Source organism: Mesorhizobium sp. P2_E7 (genome assembly GCF_056403855.1).
Window position 1 is genome coordinate 258903 of sequence record NZ_JBFUER010000004.1, and the last position, 18714, is coordinate 277616.

Here is an 18714-nt window from a genome sequence, read left to right on the forward strand (position 1 = left end):
ATTTGCGGGTCGCCAAAGGGTCGACGGCGGTCGCGAAGGGAGGCTTACGCAGTCCGCAGATCGGCCAATTCGAGGATGACGCCATGGGCGTCGGTCATGCTCGGATGTTCTACCAGATCGAAGGCCCAGCGGTGAGTGCTTTCTTCCACTTCGGCACGGTAATCCCGGCCTTTGTGGAACAGAGCGCGCGACCCCGTGGTCAGCCATGGCGCCGACAGATCGAGCAACGCTGGAAGCGCGGCCAGCGCTCTTGCCGTGACGATTTCCGGCGTGGAAACAAGAGCATAGCTGTCGTCGATGCGCCGGGCGACGACTCGAGCCGGCAAACCGAATTGGCCGATCACCGCCTGCAGGAACGATGCTTTCTTGCGGTTGCTCTCGATCAGATCGATCGACGCCCCGTCCCGCTCGACCAACAGGAAAGCCAGCACCAGGCCCGGAAAACCGCCGCCCGAACCGAGATCGGCCCAGCGTTTTGCCTCAGGTGCGATTCGCGCCAGCTGCGCGCTGTCCAAGATATGGCGGCCCCAGACATCGTCCAGCGTCGATGGCGCGGCAAGGTTGATGCTGCGGTTCCATTTCAGAAACAGCTGTTCGAACGCCACCAGGCGCTCGAATGTTTCACGTGAAACCGGTCCCGCGGCCTCTTGCAGGCTCGTCCATGAGGCAGCGCTCACGCAACGGCCCTTTGCGCCGCCGATTCGGCATTGCGGACATGCGCGACGATGATCGCGAGCGCCGCCGGCGTCATGCCTTCCATGCGCTGCGCATCGGCGATCGAGCGCGGCTGCCGCGTCCGCATCTTCTGCTTTAGCTCATTAGAAAGTCCTGGAACATCGGCGAAGTCGACAGAGGTAGGGATCAGCCGGCTTTCCTCATGACGGATCTGCGCCACATCAGCCTGCTGGCGATCAAGGTACACCGAATATTTCGCTTCCGTTTCGAGCCGCTCTGCCGTCTTGGCGTCGATGGCGCCGAAGGCCGGCGCGACACGGGTCAGCCAGGCGACATCGACGCCGGGATAGGCGAGCAACTCGTAAGCCGAGCGGCGCACGCCGTCCTTGTTGACCTCAAGTCCATGCCGCGACGCCTCGTTCGGCGTCATGGTCGTGGCCCGGGCGAGGTCGCGTGCCTTATCAAGGTCAACGGTAATCTGTTTGAACCGCTGCGTCCGCTCCGATGACACAACGCCGAGCTTCGTTGCCAGCGGCGTCAGCCGCTCATCGGCATTATCGGCCCTAAGCGACAGCCGGAACTCGGCCCGCGACGTGAACATACGATAGGGTTCGGCAATGCCGCGGCTGGTCAAGTCGTCGACCATCACGCCGATATAGGCTTCGGTCCGGCTGAGCACGATCTGGTCGCCGGCCGATGCCTTGCGCGCTGCGTTCAGCCCCGCGAGCAGACCTTGCGCGCCGGCTTCTTCATAGCCGGTGGTGCCGTTGATCTGCCCGGCGAGGAACAGGCCGGCGATGCGCCTGGTTTCCAGCGTCGGCTCGAGCTCGCGCGGATCAACATGGTCGTATTCTATGGCATAGCCCGGCTGCAGCATGGTCGCGCGCTCCAGACCCGGAATGGTCTTCAGAATATCGAGTTGCACATCCTCGGGCAGGGAGGTCGAGATACCGTTGGGGTAAACAGTGTCGTCGTCGAGCCCTTCCGGCTCCAGAAAAATCTGGTGGCCTTCACGATCGCCAAACTTGACGATCTTGTCTTCGATCGACGGGCAATAGCGCGGCCCGACACCTTCGATCGAGCCGGAATACATCGCCGAGCGGCCGAGATTGGCGCGGATGAGGTCGTGCGTCGCCGGCGTCGTGCGGGTGATGCCGCAGTGGATCTGCGGATTCTTGATCGTGTCGGTGAGCAGCGAGAACGGCACCGGATCTTCATCCGCCGCCTGGCTCTCCAGCGACGCCCAGTCGATGGTGCGGCCATCCAACCGCGGCGGCGTCCCCGTCTTCAGCCGGCCGAGCGCAAAACCGGCGCGGCTCATGGTGGCCGACAGGCCGAGACTCGCCTGTTCATTCATGCGGCCCGCGACGATCTTCTTCTCGCCAATATGGATCAGGCCGCGCAGGAAGGTGCCGGTGGTCAAAACGACGGCGCCACAGGCCAGCCGCCGCCCGCCGGCCATGAGCACGGCAGTGATCCGCCGGTTGTCGATGTCGAAGTCCAGGACTTCCCCTTCGACGACATCGAGATCGTTCTGCTGCCGAATCGCTTCCTGCATGGCCAAGCGGTACAGCTTGCGGTCGGCCTGCGTGCGCGGTCCGCGCACGGCGGGTCCCTTGCGGCGGTTGAGTAGCCGGAATTGGATGCCGGCGGCATCGGCCACGCGACCCATCAGCCCGTCCATGGCATCGATCTCGCGCACCAGATGGCCCTTGCCGAGCCCACCGATCGCCGGGTTGCAGGACATGACACCGATCGTGTCGAAGCGCAGCGTGACCAGCGCCGTCCGGGCACCGGCACGCGCGGCAGCGCTGGCCGCCTCGCACCCGGCATGGCCGCCGCCCACCACAACCACATCATAGTGATCGATCATTTTCGGATCCAGATTCAGAGATTGCCCGACACATGTCCCCGAGAGACGGCGCTGTCAAGGATGGGAGGCAATTCGTTTTGCCTAGAGCGCGTGCGGCAGCGAGATTGCGGTGTTTCACGTGAGTCACTGGGCCGGCGGATATTCGCCGCGGATAGCGCTGCCCCTCATCTGCCTGCCGGCATCTTCTCCCCGTAACCGGGGGAGAAGGGGCGCAGCTCAGACCCCGGCACGAACCTTGGTGGCTGGCGAAATCCCCGATGACAGCATCCTTCTCCCCTCGCTATACGGGGAGAAATGTCCGGCAGGACAATGAGGGGCGCACTAACCTCCGGCAAGGGGGGTGCTTGTTTCACGTGAAACGACCCGGCGGCCATGTTTCACCGAATCACTTGCCGCCCCTCCAATGTTTCACGTGAGTCACTTCCCGATGCAAAACTGCGAGAAGATCACGTCTAGCAGGTCCTCGACATCGACAGCGCCGACGATCCGCCCGAGCCGGTCCGCCGCTAGGCGCAGCTCTTCCGCCCGCAACTCCTGGCCGCGATCCTGCCCTGATAGCGCCGAGATCAGGAACCGCTTCGTCTCGTTGAGCAGATCCACATGCCGCAGTCGCGACGGAAGAATATCGCCGGCATCGCCAATCGCAGCGGCAGCGCGCCGCCCGATCTCGGCCAGCAGTTCGGCCAATCCCGTTCCGTCCATGGTCGAGATCGCTGCGTCATAGGCGCCAGCCGGCTGCCCGTCCCTCAGCAAGTCGGCCTTGGTGCCTATCCTGAGAGCCGGGATGCCCGCCGGCATGTCTCCAATGGCGACTGGATTAGCCAGATCTTCCAGCACCAGCACCAGGTCTGCCGTCCGCGCCTTTTCGCGCGCCTTCTCGATGCCAATAGCCTCGACCTTGCCCGGTGCGTCGCGCAGGCCCGCCGTGTCGGTCACTCTTACCTTTACGCCGTTGAGGTCCAGAACCACCTCGAGCAAATCCCGCGTCGTGCCCGGTTCATCGGTGACGATCGCCGCCTCACGCCGGGCCAGCGCGTTGAACAGGCTGGACTTGCCGGCGTTCGGCGCGCCGAGGATCACGACCTCGAAACCGTCACGAATGATCTCAGCGGCATGGAATCCGTCTGTGTGCCGGCTGATCTCATCAACCATGGCTCGGACATCCGACCAGACCGTTTCCGAAACGGAACCCGGAACGTCTTCCTCATCCGAGAAGTCGATTTCCGCCTCAATCATCGCCCGGGCATGGATCAGTCGCCGGCGCCAGCCGAGATAGAGAGCGCTCTGCGCCCCTTCCGCATTCCGCACCGCAAAACGGCGCTGCGCTTCGGTTTCGGAATTGACCAGATCGGCCAGCGCCTCGGTCTCGACCAGGTCGAGCTTGCCATTGAGAAAGGCGCGGCGCGTGAATTCGCCCGGCTCGGCATGACGCACGCCGTCAAAGCCGGCAATGGTCTCCAGCATCTTGCCGGCAACAGCACGGCCGCCATGGACATGGAATTCGGCGACGTCTTCGCCGGTAAAGCTGTTCGGACCGGGAAAGAAAAGCACCAGGCCGTGATCGATCAGCGATCCGTTCGGCGCCCTCAGCTTGCGCAACGCCGCGATCCGGTCCTTAACCATGCTTCCAGCGATCGTTTCGACTACGAATCGAGTCTTCGGGCCGGAAATGCGGATGACGGCGATGCCTGCCGGCAGGCGGCCGCTGGACAGCGCAACTATCGAATCGCCTGAAATCATTTGCCCGCTCTTCTGAACCGCCCTAGCTTCCGTCAGCCATTCCGACACCGCCAAACCGAGCGTGCCCGCCCTTGACCTTGCCTGCGCAAAACCTGCTTGCCGAAGAAGCCAGCCCCTATCTGCAGCAGCACAGCGGCAATCCCGTGCACTGGCGGGCCTGGTCGCCGGCGGCACTGGCCGAAGCCCAGGCCCTGCAACGGCCGATCCTGCTTTCGATCGGTTACGCCGCCTGCCACTGGTGTCATGTCATGGCGCATGAAAGCTTCGAGAACGACCAAGTCGCCGCCGTCATGAACCGGCTGTTCGTCAATATCAAGGTCGATCGCGAGGAGCGGCCGGACATCGACCAGATCTATATGGCGGCGCTGTCCTCCATGGGCGAGCAGGGCGGCTGGCCGTTGACCATGTTCCTCAACCCCGACGGCAAGCCGTTCTGGGGTGGCACTTATTTTCCGCGCGAGGCGCGTTATGGCCGCCCCGGTTTTATCCAGGTGATGGAAGCGGTCGACAAGGCTTGGCGCGAAAAACGAGAGAGCCTCGACCAGAGCGCCGACGGCCTGACCAATCATGTTGAGGCGCGCCTGGCCGGCGTCCACGCCAAGGCCGTGCTTGACAAAGAAACGCTCGCCGATCTCGCAGGCCGCATCGACGGCATGATCGACCGCGATCTCGGCGGCCTGCGCGGCGCGCCGAAATTTCCCAACGCGCCGTTCATGCAAACGCTGTGGCTGTCCTGGTTGCGCGACGGCGTCGCATCCCATCGCGACGCCGTTCTCATCAGCCTGGAAAAGATGCTGGCCGGCGGCATTTACGACCATGTCGGCGGCGGGCTCAGCCGCTACTCCACCGACGCCGAGTGGCTGGTGCCGCATTTCGAAAAGATGCTCTACGACAATGCGCAACTCATCCGCCTGTGCAATTGGGCCTATGCCGCCACGGGCAATGATTTATTCCGGATACGAATCGAAGAAACGGTCGCTTGGCTGCTGCGCGAAATGCGTGTCGCCGGCGGCGCCTTTGCTGCCAGTCTCGATGCCGACAGCGACGGCGAGGAGGGGCTTTTCTACACCTGGGGCAAGGATGAGATAGAGTCCGTGCTCGGCGACGTCGGCGACGATTCGGCCTTGTTTTTCAGATACTTCACGCTCTCCAGCCCGCATGGCTGGGAAGGCAAGCCGATCGTCCATCAGACCGACGCCCAGCATACCCAAAGCGTGCCTGATCGGGAGTTGCTTGGCCCGCTGAAGGCAAAATTGCTGACGGCGCGGGAGCAGCGCGTCCGTCCGGGCAGGGACGGCAAGGCGCTGACCGACTGGAACGGCCTGATGATCGCGGCGCTTGCCGAAGTCGGCCGCTCGCTGGACCGTCGCGACTGGATCGACGCAGCCGCAAAAGCCTTCGCCCACATTGCCGAAGCCAGCCAGGACGGCCGCCTGCCGCACTCCATGCTCGGCGCCAAGAAACTGTTCCCCGCGCTGTCCAGCGACTATGCCGCGATGACCAATGCGGCCATTGCGCTGTTCGAAGCGACAGGCAGCTCAAGCTATGTCGATCAAGCGAAACAATTCATCGACCAGCTCGACCGCTGGCACGGGGATCGCGATGGAACCGGCTATTACCTGACGGCGTCCGACAGCACCGATGTGCCGATCCGCATCCGCGGCGATGTCGACGAGGCGATTTCGTCCGCCACCAGCCAGATCATCGAAGCCCTGGTTCGCCTGGCTTCGGTTACCGGCGATCTCGAATTGCAGGACAAGGCGTGGCGCGTCGCCGAACACGCCATGGGCCGGGCAGGCCACCAGTCCTACGGCCAGGCGGGTATCGTTAACGCCTGTGCCCTGGCGCTCGAACCATTGAAGCTGGTTCTGGTCGACTCGCCAGAGAGTCCAAGCCTCGTTCCGGTTACGAATCGGAATCCAGATCCGCGCCGCGTCGACATCGTCGTAGCAATTGGAACGGAAGCGAATCGACCGGCTTTGCCGGGCGGCATCCTGCCACCAACCGACCGACCGGGCGCATGGTTTTGTACCGGCCAGATCTGCCTGCCGGCGGTGATCGATCCGCAGGAACTCGAAGCTCTCTTGCGACGGCACCAGTAGGCTCAGTGGGTTCAGTCCAAGGCGATAGGAAGCGGCGTTGCGTCGATCGCGGGCGCCCGCGGCTTGAACAGCAAATCCCTAGCCGCCACCACCGCCCCGACGGTGATCAGCATGCAGGCGAGTGCGACGGACCAGTGGAAAACGCCAAAGCCTGCCAGCAGAAGCACGATCACCGAAAACAGCGGCGCGGCATAGGACAGGGCGCCGAGGATCATGATGTCGCCGTGCTTGCAGCCATAGTCCCAGGCATAGAAGCCGGCGCCGAGTGGTATCGTGCCGAGGATGGCAATCGCGCTCCACTGCACTGCGAGCTTCCAACTTCGAGACACCGAGTCCTTGCATGACGGCCGCAATAGACATTGCCGCCTATGGCCGCTCCCTGTCGGGAATGCGACCTACGGCCTCGCCAAAGAAAAACCCCATCCCAGTTTCCCGGAATGGGGTCTTGATGCACGAACCGATGGTTCGATGAACTACGTATTCATCGAGTCGAAGAAATCGGCGTTGGTCTTGGTCTGCTTCAGCTTGTCGATGAGGAACTCGATCGCGTCGGTGGTGCCCATCGGCGCCAGGATGCGGCGCAGCACGAAGATCTTCTGCAGATCCTGCTTGGAGACCAGCAGGTCTTCCTTGCGGGTGCCGGACTTCAGAATGTCCATGGCCGGATAGATGCGCTTGTCGGCGACCTTGCGGTCGAGCTGGATTTCGCAGTTGCCGGTGCCCTTGAACTCTTCGAAGATGACTTCGTCCATACGGCTGCCGGTGTCGATCAGCGCGGTGGCGATGATGGTCAGCGAACCGCCTTCTTCGATGTTGCGCGCGGCACCGAAGAAGCGCTTCGGCCGCTGCAGTGCATTGGCGTCGACACCGCCGGTCAGCACCTTGCCCGATGATGGCACAACGGTGTTGTAGGCGCGGCCGAGGCGGGTGATCGAATCGAGCAGGATGACGACGTCGCGGCCATGCTCGACCAGGCGCTTGGCCTTCTCGATGACCATTTCGGCGACCTGGACGTGACGCACCGCCGGCTCGTCGAAGGTAGACGAGATGACCTCGCCCTTCACCGAGCGCTGCATGTCGGTCACTTCTTCCGGCCGCTCGTCGATCAGAAGCACGATCAGATAGCATTCCGGATGGTTGGCGGTGATCGAATGGGCGATGTTTTGCATCAGCACGGTTTTACCGGTGCGCGGCTGCGCGTTGATCAGCGCGCGCTGTCCCTTGCCGATCGGCGCCACCAGGTCGATGACGCGCGGCGAGATGTCCTTCGAGGTCGGATTGTCGATCTCCATCTTCAGCCGCTTGGTCGGATAGAGCGGCGTCAGATTGTCGAAGTGGATCTTGTGGCGGATCTTTTCGGGATCGTCGAAATTGATGGTGTTGACCTTGAGCAGCGCGAAATAGCGCTCGCCCTCTTTCGGGCTGCGGATCGGCCCTTCGACGGTGTCGCCGGTCTTCAGCGAAAAGCGGCGGATCTGCGAGGGCGAGATGTAGATATCGTCGGGACCCGGCAGGTAGTTGGCATTGGCGGAGCGCAGGAAACCGAAACCGTCCTGCAGCACCTCGACCACGCCGTCACCGATAATCTCGATTTCCTGGGCGGCCAGTTTCTTCAGGATGGCAAACATCAGCTCCTGCTTGCGCATGACGCTGGCGTTTTCCACCTCGAGCGATTCGGCATAAGCGATCAGCTCTGGCGGTTTCTTGTTCTTGAACTCTGCGAGTTTCATTTCTTGCATAGACGGACTCTGAGTAGGCTTTTTGAGGGAAATATCGGCTGGATGCGACAAATGCCGGGCGCGGCCGAAAAGCGAAATGGGCGGCGCATGACGGGAAGGAAGACCCGTCTTGTATCGTCGGTCGGTTGAAAGAGCAAGCCGCCTTTTGCGAAGGACCTCGTAGGCCCCGCATCGTGCTTTCTTAGAAAACCCGGTTCCGGTTTTCAGGCCGATGCGCGAAGCCTCACAACGGCTTGACGATGACCAGCACGACGATGACGATCATCAGCAATGTGGGGATCTCGTTGACGATCCGCCAGTGCCTTGCCGGTTTTTCGTTGCGATCCTCGGCGAATTTCCTCACCGCACCGGCCAGATAGCCGTGCACGCCGGACATCAGAACCACCAAGCCGATCTTGGCGTGCAGCCAGCCGCCATGGAAACCAAAGCCCTTCCAGGCGAGCCACAGGCCAAACACCCAGGTGATGACCATGGCCGGGTTGATGATGCCGCGCAGCAGCCGGCGCTCCATCACCTTGAAGGTTTCCGACTGCACCGAGCCTTTCTCGGCATCGGCGTGATAGACCAGCAGCCGCGGCAGATAGAGCATGCCCGCCATCCAGGAGATGACGGCGATGACATGGATCGCCTTCGCCCAGGGATAGAAATCGTCGGGCCCGAAAAGGAACAGCAATCCCGCCAACACCAGGAATACGGCAATGGCGATCGCCGCACGATGCATGGCGCCGGCGCCGCCTTCTGCAGGGCCTTTTCCCATCATGGTCATGACGCGCTCCGCACCTGCTTCACCATTGCCTCGACATGCGCCACCGCTGTCTCCGGCGTAATGCCATGGCCGAGATTGAAGATCAGCGGTCCGTCGCCCAACGTCTTCAGGATCGCATCGACGCCGTCGGACAGCGCCTTGCCGCCAGCCACTAGCCGCAAGGGATCGAGATTGCCCTGGACCGCCCCGGAGTGCTGCAATGCCTTCGCTGCCGCCAAGGGTACCGTCCAGTCTATCCCCAGCCCCGTCACACCGGTCTTCTCCCGGTAGCTCTGGTAGCGGGCGCCGGCGCCCTTGGGAAAACCGATGATTGGAACATCGGGATGCACGGCGCGAACCTGGCGAACGATCTCCGCCACCGGCTGCATGCAGAACTGTTCGAAAGACGCATCGTCGAGCACGCCGGACCAGGAATCGAAGATCTGCACCACATCGGCACCGGCCTCGATCTGCCTGATGAGATAGGCGGCTGAATGATCGGCCAGCACCTTCAGGAGCTGCTGAAAGGCTTCCGGCTCGCGATAGGCAAACAGCCGGGCCGGCGCCTGGTCGGGCGTGCCATGGCCGGCAATCATGTAGGTCGCCACCGTCCACGGCGCGCCACAAAAGCCGATCAGCGTCGTCTCGTCAGGCAGTTTCGCCCGCAGCCGTCGAACCGTCTCGTAGACGGGCGAGAGATTCACGTGAAACGTTTCGCTGTTGAGAGCCAAAATCTCAGTCGCCGTGATCGGCGTCAGCAGCGGTCCGCGGCCTTCTTCAAAGCGCACGTCACGGCCGAGCGCATGCGGCACGACAAGGATGTCGGAGAACAGGATCGAGGCATCGAAGCCGAAGCGCTCGATCGGCTGCAGCGTCACTTCGACGGCAAGGTCTGGATTGTAGCAGAGATCGAGAAACGACCCGGCGCGCTTCCTGGTCTCGCGATATTCCGGCAGATAACGCCCGGCCTGACGCATCATCCAGAGCGGCGGCGGAAACACAGCCTTGCCTCTCAGCACGTCCAGCATGATGCGGTTCTCGGGCATTGAGCGCTCTCTTCCCCTGCCTTCTCTTATAATTAAATAGTCTATTTCTAGAATCTTCTGATTCTAAGAGTCTGTTGGTTGTGGTGGTTGTCACCTGTCCCGCTTTGCCCCTGAAAAGGCCAGCCAGCATATTGTCGCGTGCTTCTCTCACGGGATTGGCGGAGAGTGTGGATGACCAGGATTCCATCACTGGAGTCAAGGACTTGACGTCGCCGCCGAAAAACCGCCTCTGTGGATGAAGCGCTGGCAAGGATCCCTGTCCCCAAAATTGTCCCCAGCCGCCCGACGAAGCCGACAGCGCAGCGAATTGTGGACAACTCGCCTTCTGATACAGTCGCTTCCAGCCGGTCGCCTTTCCGGTCCCTGCTTATCCACACAAGCCCACAGCCTGAGGCGCCCCCTGTGAACAAACCCCAGAGCTTCTTTCACCTGCACCTGATCTCCGACGCCACGGGCGAAACGCTGCTGGCGGCCGGCCGGGCGGCTTCGGCGCAATACAAGGATGCCCGCGCCATCGAGCATATCTATCCGCTCATCCGCACCGAAAAGCAGGTGGCGAAAGTGTTCGAGGACATCGAGGAGGAGCCGGGCATCATTCTCTATACGGTTGTCGACCAGAAGCTGGCGCGCGGCATTGACGAGCGCTGTGCCGCCATGGGCCTGCCCTGCGTTTCGGTGCTGGAGCCGGTGCTGACCGTCTTCCAGTCCTATCTCGGCACCCCAGCCGGCCGCCGCGTCGGCGCCCAGCATGTGCTCGACGCCGACTATTTCCGCCGTATCGATGCGCTCAACTTCACCATGGAGCACGATGACGGCCAGCTGCCGGCCAATATGGACGACGCCGACATCGTGCTGATCGGCATTTCCAGGACATCGAAGACGCCGACCAGCATCTATCTCGCCAACCGCGGCATCAAGACCGCCAACATCCCGATCGTGCTCGGCGTGCCGGTGCCCGAAAGCCTGGTCAGCGCCTCGAAGCCGCTGATCGTCGGCCTGATCGCCACCGCCGAACGCATCTCGCATGTCCGCCAGAACCGCATTTTAGGCAACAGCAGTACCTACGAAGCGACCGACTATGTCGACCGCGCCCTGATCACCGAAGAGCTCGCCTATGCCCGCCAGATCTGCACCCGCCACAACTGGCCGATGATCGACGTCAGCCGCCGCTCGATCGAGGAGACCGCGGCGGCAATCGTTGCCCTGAGGGGGAAGAATAGATAGATGGAGCCGTACGCCGTTTCGCTAACGCCCACCGCTGTGAAGCTCGAAAGTCGCGGCATGGATCCTAGGGTCTGCGCGACGGAGCTTCGCTCCTGCTTCGCCCTAGGATGACGAATGGAGGACCGTTTCTGCCAATCTCCAACGCTTGCAGTTTGCATCAGCCCAACGTGCCTTCGTCATCCTAGGGCGTAGCAAGGAGCGAAGCGACGCGGCGCAGACCCTAGGATCCATGCCGTTACCGTGGCCGGGGAGTGCAGCGATCCAGAACATTGCTCGCTTATCTCCCGTTCGGTTCAACCTTTAGGCAACAAACCCATGACCGAAAAAATCATCCTCGCCTCTGGCAGTCCATTCCGAAAGGCCATGCTGGTCAACGCCGGGCTCGACATTGAAGCCGTCCCGGCCAAGGTCGATGAGCGCGCGCTCGAGGCGCCGTTGCAGGACAGCGGCGTGTCGCCGGAAGATGTTGCCCTGATCCTTGCCGAGGCTAAGGCCACCGAGGTCAGCGAGCGCAGGCCGGGAGCACTGGTGCTCGGCTGCGACCAGACTTTGTCACTGGGCGATGAAGTGTTCCACAAATCGGCCGACACGGAAGGCGCCCGCCGCCATCTGCTGGCGCTGTCGGGCAAGACGCATCAGCTCAACAGCGCCGCCGTGTTGTGCCGAAACGGCGCGGTGCTGTGGCGCCATGTCGGCATCGCCAGCCTGACCATGCGCAAGCTCGATCCTGCTTTCATCGGCCGCCATCTGGCCCGCGTCGGCGCCAAGGCGCTGGCGAGCGTCGGCGCCTACCAGATCGAAGGCGAAGGCATCCAGCTGTTCGAAAAGATCGAAGGCGACTATTTCACCATTGTCGGCCTGCCGCTGTTGCCGGTGCTGAAGGAATTGCGTGCGCTCGGAGCCATCGATGGTTGAGAAGAAAGCTTTTGTCACCGGCCACCCGATCGCGCATTCGCGCTCACCCAGGATTCACGGCTATTGGCTCAACAAATACGGCATCGACGGCAGCTACCGCGCAATCGACGTCGCGCCGGCCGATTTTCCCGAATTCCTCGCCTCGCTCCATGCCAACAGGCTTCAGGGCGGCAACGTCACCATCCCGCACAAGGAGGTCGCCTTCGCCCGGGTCGAGCGCCGCGACGAGGCGGCGGAGATAATCGGCGCCGTCAACATGCTGTGGCTGGACGATGGCGTGCTGTGGGGGGGCAATTCGGACTGGCTCGGCTTTGCCGGCAATCTCGACGAGCATGCGCCGGGCTGGGACAGAAACGGTCCGTCCGTGGTGCTCGGCGCTGGCGGGGCCTCACGTGCAGTCATCCACGCGCTGAAGGTGCGGGGCGTGAAGGATATCCGAATCGTCAACCGCACGCTGGCGCGGGCGCAGGAGCTGGCGGACCGCTTCGGCGCCGGCGTCACGGCGCATGGCGCGGTCGGCGACCTGCTTGGCGATGCCGGCCTGCTGATCAACACCACGGCGCTCGGCATGCATGGCGATACCACGCTCGCCGCCGATCCCGCCGGGCTGCCCGATCACGCCATCGTTTCCGACATTGTCTATGTGCCGCTGGAAACGCCGCTTCTAGCTGCCGCGCGCGCAAGAAATCTGAAGACGGTCGACGGGCTCGGCATGCTGCTGCATCAGGCCGTGCCCGGCTTCGAGCGCTGGTTCGGCAAGAGACCGGAGGTCACGGTGGAGTTGCGCAACATGATCGTCGCCGACATTGTCGGCAAATGACAGGCGCAAAGTGATGATCGTGCTCGGCCTCACCGGATCGATCGGCATGGGCAAGTCGACGACGGCCAAGATGTTCGTTGACGCCGGCGTGCCGGTGCATGATTCCGACGAGACCGTGCATCGCCTCTATGCCGGCAAGGCCGCGCCGCTGGTCGAGGCTGCCTTTCCCGGAACCACCGTGTCCGGCGTGGTCGATCGTACGAAGCTGGCCGGACGGGTGCTGGGCGATGCCGCCGCGCTGAAGACATTGGAGACGATCGTCCACCCGCTGGTGCGGGCCGATGCCGAAGCCTTTCTGGCCAGACACCGCGAAGCCGGCGCACCGCTTGTCGTGCTCGACATTCCGCTGCTGTTCGAGACCGGCGGCCGCAACCGTGTCGACAAGGTCGTCGTCGTCACCGCGCCGGCGGAAGTTCAGCGCGCCCGCGTGCTGGCCCGTCCCGGCATGAGCGAGGAAAAACTGGCGGCGATCCTGGCCAAGCAGGTGCCCGATGCTGAAAAGCGCCGGCAGGCCGATTTCGTCATCGACACGGGTGAGGGGATGGACGCGGCCCGGGCGGCGGTCGACGCCATCATCGCCGAACTTTCGGGGCGCTGACGCTGCTTTCCTTCTCCCCTTGTGGGAGAAGGTGTCGCCGAAGGCGACGGATGAGGGGTGCTCCAGGGAAAGCCAACGTCTCACTCCGCTGGAACACCCCTCAACCGTCTCGGCGCTGCGCGCCGATCCACCTTCTCCCACAGGGGGAGAAGGGGAAAAGAGGCATTGCCCATTGCCATTTTGTTCCGGTGTATGATTCTGCTCATGTAAAGTGAGCTGATTCTATGCGTGAGATCATTTTCGATACCGAAACCACCGGCCTCGACATGCGCGACGACCGCATCATCGAGCTTGGCGGCGTCGAACTGGTCAACCGCTTCCCGACCGGGCGCACTTTCCACAAATTCATCAATCCGCAGGGGCGCGCCGTCCATGTCGAGGCACAGGCCGTGCACGGCATCAGCGCCGCCGACCTGGTCGGCAAACCAACCTTCGCCGAAATCGCCGAGGAATGGCTGTCTTTCACCGACGGCGCCAAACTCGTCGCCCACAACGCTAATTTCGACATCGGCTTCCTCAACACCGAGTTCGGTCGGCTCGGCCAGCCGGTCATCGATACGGGGCGCGTTGTCGATACGCTGGCGCTGGCGCGGCGCAAGCACCCGATGGGTCCCAATTCGCTCGATGCGCTCTGCCGCCGCTACGGCATCGACAACGGCCACCGCACCAAGCACGGCGCGCTACTCGATTCCGAACTTTTGGCCGAAGTCTATATCGAGCTCATCGGCGGCAAGCAGGCCGCGCTCATCCTCGAAACGGTCGCGGTGCAGGTCAATGGCAATGGCGACGTCGCCGACATCGACATCTCGATCGCCGCCCGGCCGATAACGCTTCCGCCGCGGCTGACCGAAGCCGAACGCACGGCGCATGCCGGGCTGGTGGCGACACTGGGCGAAAAGGCGCTGTGGCTGAAGGTGGCGGCGGGGTGAACAGATCGGGGAGGTCGTGTTCCGTCACGCCCCCCTCTGTCCTGCCGGACATCTCCCCCTCAAGGGGGGAGATTAGCAGCTTCGCCGCTCCAGCCATTCCTGCAACGTCGAAGATTGGCGAAGGTCGCGATGACGGCCAATCTCCCCCCTTGAGGGGGAGATGCCTGGCAAGGCAGAGGGGGGTGCTGTCCCGCAGTCCTCTCCAACAAAAAGCCCGGCATAAGGCCGGGCTTTTCAATTCATAGTGGCGAACGTTCAGCTCACCTTGACCTTCGACGCCGCCTGGTCTTCGGCCAGCTTCTGCTGGAACATCTGGGCGAAATCGATCGGGTCGAGCATCAGCGGCGGGAAGCCGCCGTTGCGGGTGGCTTCGGCGATGATCTGGCGAGCGAAGGGGAACAACAGCCGCGGGCATTCAATGAACAGGATCGGCAGCATGTGCTCCTGCGGGAAGCCGGCGATGGAAAAGACGCCGCCATAGACCAGCTCGACGTTGAACAGCACTTCCTGGTCGAAGGAAGCCTTGGCGTTCAACGTCAGATTGACGTCGAACTGCTTGTCGGACAGCGGGTTGGCGTTGACATTGACGTTGATGGCGATGCCGGGGGCCTTGTCGCGGCCGCGCAGCGAGTTCGGTGCGCCGGGGCTTTCGAAGGACAGGTCCTTCACATACTGGGCAAGCACGTTGAGCGACGGCTGTGCCGTCTCGCCGTTGCCGTTTGCGGCGCCGACCGGCGCGTCATCTTTGCTGGCCATGAGCCTTGATCCTTTTGCCTGGGCAGCAGCGCTGACCGAATTGAAATCGGGCGTTGGCTAGCATGGTCGGCATGACAAGACAAGGTTTGCCGCCTTGTGACCGGACGGATCAAGACGGAACGATCTCAGTCGTCTTTCAAACGCCGCCACGGCGAATTGTGGTCAGGGCCGCGCTTGAAATCGTCCTCGCGCGAATAGTCGCCGTCGTCGAGATCGATGACCTTGTCGCGCGACCTGCCGCGGAAACCGCCGGTGAAATCGGTAGCGACGACGATGCGGCCCTTGAGCCGGCTCCAGGCAAAGTCGCGCACCGGCGGCAGGAACAGCAGCAGGCCGATAATGTCGGTGATGAAGCCGGGGATGATCAAAAGGATCGCGGCGACCACGATCATGGCGCCATGCGCCAGCTGGCGGCTTGGGTCGCCGCCGCCGGCCATCTCGGCGCGCACCCGCGCCATCACGCCGAAACCCTGGTGCCGGAGCAGAAGCACGCCGGCAATGCCGGAAGCCAGCACCAGGCCGACCGTCGCCAGCGCCCCGACCTCGCGGCCGACAACGACAAAACCGGCGATTTCCAGCAGCGGCAGCGCAAGCAGGAACAGAGGGAGGAAGGAAATGCGCAAGTCTTGACCGATCGTTTCCATGTTTTGCCGGGCGGCATACAATCGCCGCTGGCACTGAGGCCGTTAGATAGGTATGCCTGCCTTTGATTTGAATGATTGCGCCATGCGTTCTATATGCTTTGCATGTTGAACGCTATGCGACCGCGGCCCGGATTGGCCGGCGGTCCCGGCCAGGTCAGGGATTGATTGGCGAAAGATATGGGATTCTTCGACTTCGGCACCATTTTCTTTCTGATTGCCGCAGTGGTGATCTTTTTCCAGCTGCGCAACGTGCTCGGCCGCCGCACGGGCAGCGAACGTCCGCCTTTCGATCCCTATACGGCCAGCCGCAACGACAAGGACGCGACCCAAAAACCCGAAAATGTGGTTTCACTGCCGCGCAAGCGGCTGCCGGGCGAAACGGCTGCCGAAACCTATGCGGCCATCGACGCTTTCGCCAAGCCCGACACCGATCTGAACAAAGGTCTGCGCACGATCAAGGACAATGATCCGTCCTTCGAACCCAAGGGATTCGTCGACGGCGCCAAGATGGCCTATGAGATGATCGTCATGGCCTATGCCGATGGCGACCGCAAAACGCTGAAGAACCTGTTGTCGCGTGAGGTTTTTGACGGTTTTGTCGCCGCAATCGGCGACCGCGAGGCGAAAGCCGAAAAGATCCAGTCTTCCTTCGTCGGCATCGACAAGGCCGATATCGTCTCGGCCGAGATGAAGGGTGGCGAGGCGCACATCACGCTGCGCATCGTCAGCGAGCTGATTTCGGCGACCCGCGACAAGGCGGGCGCTGTCATCGACGGCGATCCAGAGACGGTGGCCGAGGTCAAGGATGTCTGGACCTTTGCCCGCGACACGCGCTCGCGCGATCCGAACTGGAAGCTGGTCGCCACCGAGGAAGAAGACTGAAATCCGGACCATTGGCGAGGCTGCGGTGTCGCTATCGTCCCTTCTCGTCGCAAAATCCTTCGCCGATCTTCCCGGCTGGGAAGCGGACGATCACCTGCCCACCTTCGAAGCCTTCCGCCGCTCGGCCTTTCACGTTCTAACCAAGCCTTACCGCACCGGTTCGCTCGGCGTCCGGTTCGATGCCTTTGCCGGCGCCTATGACGAAGCGCGTTCCGTTTCGCCGGCGAATCGGACGGTCGCTCGCGCCTTCTTCGAGCGCCATTTCGTTCCGGCAAAGGTACAGGCTGAAAAGGCAGGTCTGGTCACCGGTTTCTACGAGCCGGAGGTCGAGGCCTTGCCGGTGCGCACGGATGAATTCACGGTGCCGCTGCTGGCGCGGCCTTCCGATCTTATCGACATCGATGATGCCAATCGTCCCGAAGGCATGGACGACTATCTCGCCTTCGCCCGCGATACGCCGCAGGGGCTGGTAGAATATTTCGACCGCGGCCAGATCGAGCGCGGCGCGCTCACCGGGAAAGGCCTGGAAATCGCTTGGCTTGCGGAAAAAGTCGATGCCTTCTTCGTCCATGTGCAAGGAGCCGCTAGGCTGAAGATGACCGACGGCCGGCTTTGCCGCGTCACCTATGCCGCCAAATCCGGCCAGCGTTTCACCGGCCCGGGCAAAATCCTCGCCGATCTCGGCGAGATCCCGTTGGAAAAAGTCACGATGCAGTCGATCCGCGCCTGGTTCAGGGCGCATCCCGATCGCGTCGACGAAATTCTCTGGCAGAACCGCTCCTACATCTTCTTCCGCGAGGCCGATGTCGACGACGCTACGCTCGGTCCGATTGCGGCCGCCAAGGTCCCGCTGACGCCGGGCCGCTCGCTCGCCGTCGACCGCCTGCTGCACACATTCGGCACGCCCTTCTACATCGATGCACCGACGTTGACCGCCTTCGAGCAAAAACCGTTCCGGCGGCTGATGATTGCGCAGGATACCGGCTCGGCCATCACCGGGCCGGCGCGGGGTGATCTGTTCGCCGGTTCCGGCGATGCCGCCGGCGAGATCGCCGGGGTCGTGCGCAACGAGGCAGATTTCTATGCGCTGGTTCCAAGAGCTCTCGTTTCGGAGACGAATCGATGAGCCGACGTCCCGACAAGCTCAGTGAAGACGACCGGGTGTTGTGGAACCTGGTGGCGCGCACGGCGCGTCCGCTGAAGGGCAGGATGGCGGTCGACATTCCCGACATCGTCGTCGACCCGAAGCCGGCACAGACGCCGTCGCCCGTCGGCCCGGTCGTTGCCGCCAAGCCGAAGGCGCAACATGTTTCGCATGCGCTGGACGAGCCGACGCTGGACAAGCTGAAGAAAGGCCGGCTGCCGATCGAGGGCCGCGTCGATTTGCACGGCATGACGCAGGACGAGGCCTATTCGCTGCTGTTTTCGTTCCTGCATCGGGCGCATGCCGGCGGCATCCGATATGTCCTGATCATTACGGGAAAAGGTTCGTCATCGGGCGGCGACGGCGTCTTGCGGCGCGCCGTGCCGGCCTGGCTGTCGACGCCGGCCTTCCGGCCGCTGGTTTCCAGCCACGACCATGCCGCCCGCAACCATGGCGGTTCGGGCGCGCTCTATGTTCGGTTGAGGCGAGTACGCTAAATGACGCCATTCGGCGAAAAACTGCGGGCGCTTCGAGCCGAACGCGGCGTCCGCCAGAAAGACATGGCGCAAGCGATCGGTGTTTCCGCCGCCTATCTGTCGGCGCTGGAACATGGCCGCCGCGGCGCGCCGACCTGGACATTGATCCAGAAGATCATCGGCTATTTCAATGTCATCTGGGACGATGCCGAGGAGCTGGCGCGGCTGGCCGAAGCTTCGCATCCGCGGGTAAAGCTCGATACGTCCGGGCTCAGTCCAGCGGCCACCGAACTTGCCAATCTGTTGGCCGAAAACATCGAGAAGCTGAACGAAGCCGAGCTTCGCCGCATCACGGCGTCGATCCGGGCGGCACTCGGGCGCACTGGATAGGATGGCGTGAGGCGCT

General features: G+C 62.8%; 19 protein-coding genes. 10 read left to right on the forward strand and 9 right to left on the reverse strand.

Translation table 11 applies throughout. From position 1 onward, the window contains the following. Nucleotides 1–44: 44 nt before the first annotated feature. The 3 genes from rsmG to mnmE all read right to left on the reverse strand — a co-directional run bounded on the left by rsmG (nt 45) and on the right by mnmE (nt 4288). On the reverse strand, nt 45–677 hold the full coding sequence (gene rsmG / locus AC1DYC_RS22485) for a 16S rRNA (guanine(527)-N(7))-methyltransferase RsmG (protein WP_477410015.1): 633 nt from the start codon (nt 675–677) through the stop codon (nt 45–47). Further along, complete coding sequence (mnmG, locus tag AC1DYC_RS22490) at nt 674–2548, reverse strand: tRNA uridine-5-carboxymethylaminomethyl(34) synthesis enzyme MnmG (protein ID WP_477410016.1); 1875 nt, start codon at nt 2546–2548, stop codon at nt 674–676. The genes rsmG and mnmG overlap by 4 nt, the downstream gene beginning before the upstream one ends. 417 nt (nt 2549–2965) lie before the next feature. Next, entirely contained in the window at nt 2966–4288 is a 1323-nt protein-coding gene (gene mnmE, locus AC1DYC_RS22495) for a tRNA uridine-5-carboxymethylaminomethyl(34) synthesis GTPase MnmE (protein WP_477410017.1), read from the reverse strand. Between the two features lie 71 nt (nt 4289–4359). On the opposite strand from mnmE, the gene AC1DYC_RS22500 reads away from it, so the two are divergent. Then, nucleotides 4360–6390 carry a thioredoxin domain-containing protein gene (locus AC1DYC_RS22500; RefSeq protein ID WP_477410018.1) on the forward strand — a complete coding sequence of 677 codons (2031 nt, stop codon included), beginning with the start codon at nt 4360–4362 and terminating at the stop codon, nt 6388–6390. An 11-nt stretch (nt 6391–6401) separates the two neighbouring features. On the opposite strand, the gene AC1DYC_RS22505 is transcribed toward AC1DYC_RS22500, so the two are convergent. The 4 genes from AC1DYC_RS22505 to hemE all read right to left on the reverse strand — a co-directional run bounded on the left by AC1DYC_RS22505 (nt 6402) and on the right by hemE (nt 9920). Next, nucleotides 6402–6695 (reverse strand): hypothetical protein, encoded by a 294-nt coding sequence (locus tag AC1DYC_RS22505; RefSeq protein WP_477410019.1) that lies wholly within the window; start codon nt 6693–6695, stop codon nt 6402–6404. 168 nt (nt 6696–6863) lie between these two features. Next, nucleotides 6864–8129, reverse strand: coding sequence for a transcription termination factor Rho (rho, locus tag AC1DYC_RS22510; protein WP_112560220.1), 1266 nt, complete (start codon nt 8127–8129; stop codon nt 6864–6866). 223 nt (nt 8130–8352) lie between these two features. After that, nucleotides 8353–8895: a protoporphyrinogen oxidase HemJ gene (gene hemJ / locus AC1DYC_RS22515; protein ID WP_477410020.1), complete on the reverse strand. Its 543-nt coding sequence runs from the start codon at nt 8893–8895 to the stop codon at nt 8353–8355. Then, on the reverse strand, nt 8892–9920 hold the full coding sequence (gene hemE / locus AC1DYC_RS22520; protein ID WP_477410021.1) for a uroporphyrinogen decarboxylase: 1029 nt from the start codon (nt 9918–9920) through the stop codon (nt 8892–8894). The genes hemJ and hemE overlap by 4 nt, the downstream gene beginning before the upstream one ends. 252 nt (nt 9921–10172) lie before the next feature. On the opposite strand from hemE, the gene AC1DYC_RS22525 reads away from it, so the two are divergent. From AC1DYC_RS22525 to dnaQ, 5 genes are all read left to right on the forward strand, one after another. Next, nucleotides 10173–11144, forward strand: a complete 972-nt coding sequence (locus AC1DYC_RS22525) for a pyruvate, water dikinase regulatory protein (RefSeq protein WP_477410113.1) — start codon at nt 10173–10175, stop codon at nt 11142–11144. A 315-nt stretch (nt 11145–11459) separates the two neighbouring features. Next, a complete protein-coding gene (locus AC1DYC_RS22530) occupies nt 11460–12059 on the forward strand; it encodes a Maf-like protein (protein ID WP_477410022.1) in 600 nt (199 codons plus the stop codon). Then, on the forward strand, nt 12052–12879 hold the full coding sequence (locus AC1DYC_RS22535; protein ID WP_477410023.1) for a shikimate dehydrogenase: 828 nt from the start codon (nt 12052–12054) through the stop codon (nt 12877–12879). Before AC1DYC_RS22530 ends, AC1DYC_RS22535 begins: the two co-directional genes overlap by 8 nt. A 13-nt stretch (nt 12880–12892) precedes the next feature. Continuing rightward, nucleotides 12893–13477, forward strand: coding sequence for a dephospho-CoA kinase (gene coaE / locus AC1DYC_RS22540; protein WP_477410024.1), 585 nt, complete (start codon nt 12893–12895; stop codon nt 13475–13477). A gap of 224 nt (nt 13478–13701) precedes the next feature. Next, complete coding sequence (gene dnaQ, locus AC1DYC_RS22545) at nt 13702–14406, forward strand: DNA polymerase III subunit epsilon (protein WP_477410025.1); 705 nt, start codon at nt 13702–13704, stop codon at nt 14404–14406. A gap of 255 nt (nt 14407–14661) precedes the next feature. On the opposite strand, the gene secB is transcribed toward dnaQ, so the two are convergent. Together secB and AC1DYC_RS22555 are read right to left on the reverse strand one after the other, a co-directional pair. Further along, on the reverse strand, nt 14662–15162 hold the full coding sequence (secB, locus tag AC1DYC_RS22550) for a protein-export chaperone SecB (protein WP_477232355.1): 501 nt from the start codon (nt 15160–15162) through the stop codon (nt 14662–14664). Between the two features lie 125 nt (nt 15163–15287). Beyond that, nucleotides 15288–15785 carry an FxsA family protein gene (locus tag AC1DYC_RS22555; protein WP_477410114.1) on the reverse strand — a complete coding sequence of 166 codons (498 nt, stop codon included), beginning with the start codon at nt 15783–15785 and terminating at the stop codon, nt 15288–15290. 198 nt (nt 15786–15983) lie between these two features. On the opposite strand from AC1DYC_RS22555, the gene AC1DYC_RS22560 reads away from it, so the two are divergent. The 4 genes from AC1DYC_RS22560 to AC1DYC_RS22575 are packed head-to-tail and all read left to right on the forward strand — an operon-like array spanning nt 15984 to nt 18698. Next, a complete protein-coding gene (locus tag AC1DYC_RS22560; RefSeq protein ID WP_477410026.1) occupies nt 15984–16688 on the forward strand; it encodes a Tim44/TimA family putative adaptor protein in 705 nt (234 codons plus the stop codon). Between the two features lie 25 nt (nt 16689–16713). Continuing rightward, nucleotides 16714–17814 carry a murein transglycosylase A gene (mltA, locus tag AC1DYC_RS22565; protein WP_477410027.1) on the forward strand — a complete coding sequence of 367 codons (1101 nt, stop codon included), beginning with the start codon at nt 16714–16716 and terminating at the stop codon, nt 17812–17814. Continuing rightward, a complete protein-coding gene (locus AC1DYC_RS22570) occupies nt 17811–18329 on the forward strand; it encodes a Smr/MutS family protein (protein WP_477410028.1) in 519 nt (172 codons plus the stop codon). The genes mltA and AC1DYC_RS22570 overlap by 4 nt, the downstream gene beginning before the upstream one ends. Then, complete coding sequence (locus AC1DYC_RS22575) at nt 18330–18698, forward strand: helix-turn-helix domain-containing protein (RefSeq protein WP_477410029.1); 369 nt, start codon at nt 18330–18332, stop codon at nt 18696–18698. Nucleotides 18699–18714: the final 16 nt, after the last annotated feature.

Coding starts and splice junctions, on each gene's coding strand:
- mnmE (WP_477410017.1), bottom strand. CDS start 4,288: ATGATTTCAGGCGATTCGATAGTTGCGCTGTCCAGCGGCCGCCTGCCG.
- AC1DYC_RS22535 (WP_477410023.1), top strand. CDS start 12,052: ATGGTTGAGAAGAAAGCTTTTGTCACCGGCCACCCGATCGCGCATTCG.
- AC1DYC_RS22530 (WP_477410022.1), top strand. CDS start 11,460: ATGACCGAAAAAATCATCCTCGCCTCTGGCAGTCCATTCCGAAAGGCC.
- AC1DYC_RS22575 (WP_477410029.1), top strand. CDS start 18,330: ATGACGCCATTCGGCGAAAAACTGCGGGCGCTTCGAGCCGAACGCGGC.
- hemJ (WP_477410020.1), bottom strand. CDS start 8,895: ATGACCATGATGGGAAAAGGCCCTGCAGAAGGCGGCGCCGGCGCCATG.
- coaE (WP_477410024.1), top strand. CDS start 12,893: ATGATCGTGCTCGGCCTCACCGGATCGATCGGCATGGGCAAGTCGACG.
- rho (WP_112560220.1), bottom strand. CDS start 8,129: ATGCAAGAAATGAAACTCGCAGAGTTCAAGAACAAGAAACCGCCAGAG.
- dnaQ (WP_477410025.1), top strand. CDS start 13,702: ATGCGTGAGATCATTTTCGATACCGAAACCACCGGCCTCGACATGCGC.
- AC1DYC_RS22570 (WP_477410028.1), top strand. CDS start 17,811: ATGAGCCGACGTCCCGACAAGCTCAGTGAAGACGACCGGGTGTTGTGG.
- AC1DYC_RS22560 (WP_477410026.1), top strand. CDS start 15,984: ATGGGATTCTTCGACTTCGGCACCATTTTCTTTCTGATTGCCGCAGTG.
- hemE (WP_477410021.1), bottom strand. CDS start 9,920: ATGCCCGAGAACCGCATCATGCTGGACGTGCTGAGAGGCAAGGCTGTG.
- secB (WP_477232355.1), bottom strand. CDS start 15,162: ATGGCCAGCAAAGATGACGCGCCGGTCGGCGCCGCAAACGGCAACGGC.
- mnmG (WP_477410016.1), bottom strand. CDS start 2,548: ATGATCGATCACTATGATGTGGTTGTGGTGGGCGGCGGCCATGCCGGG.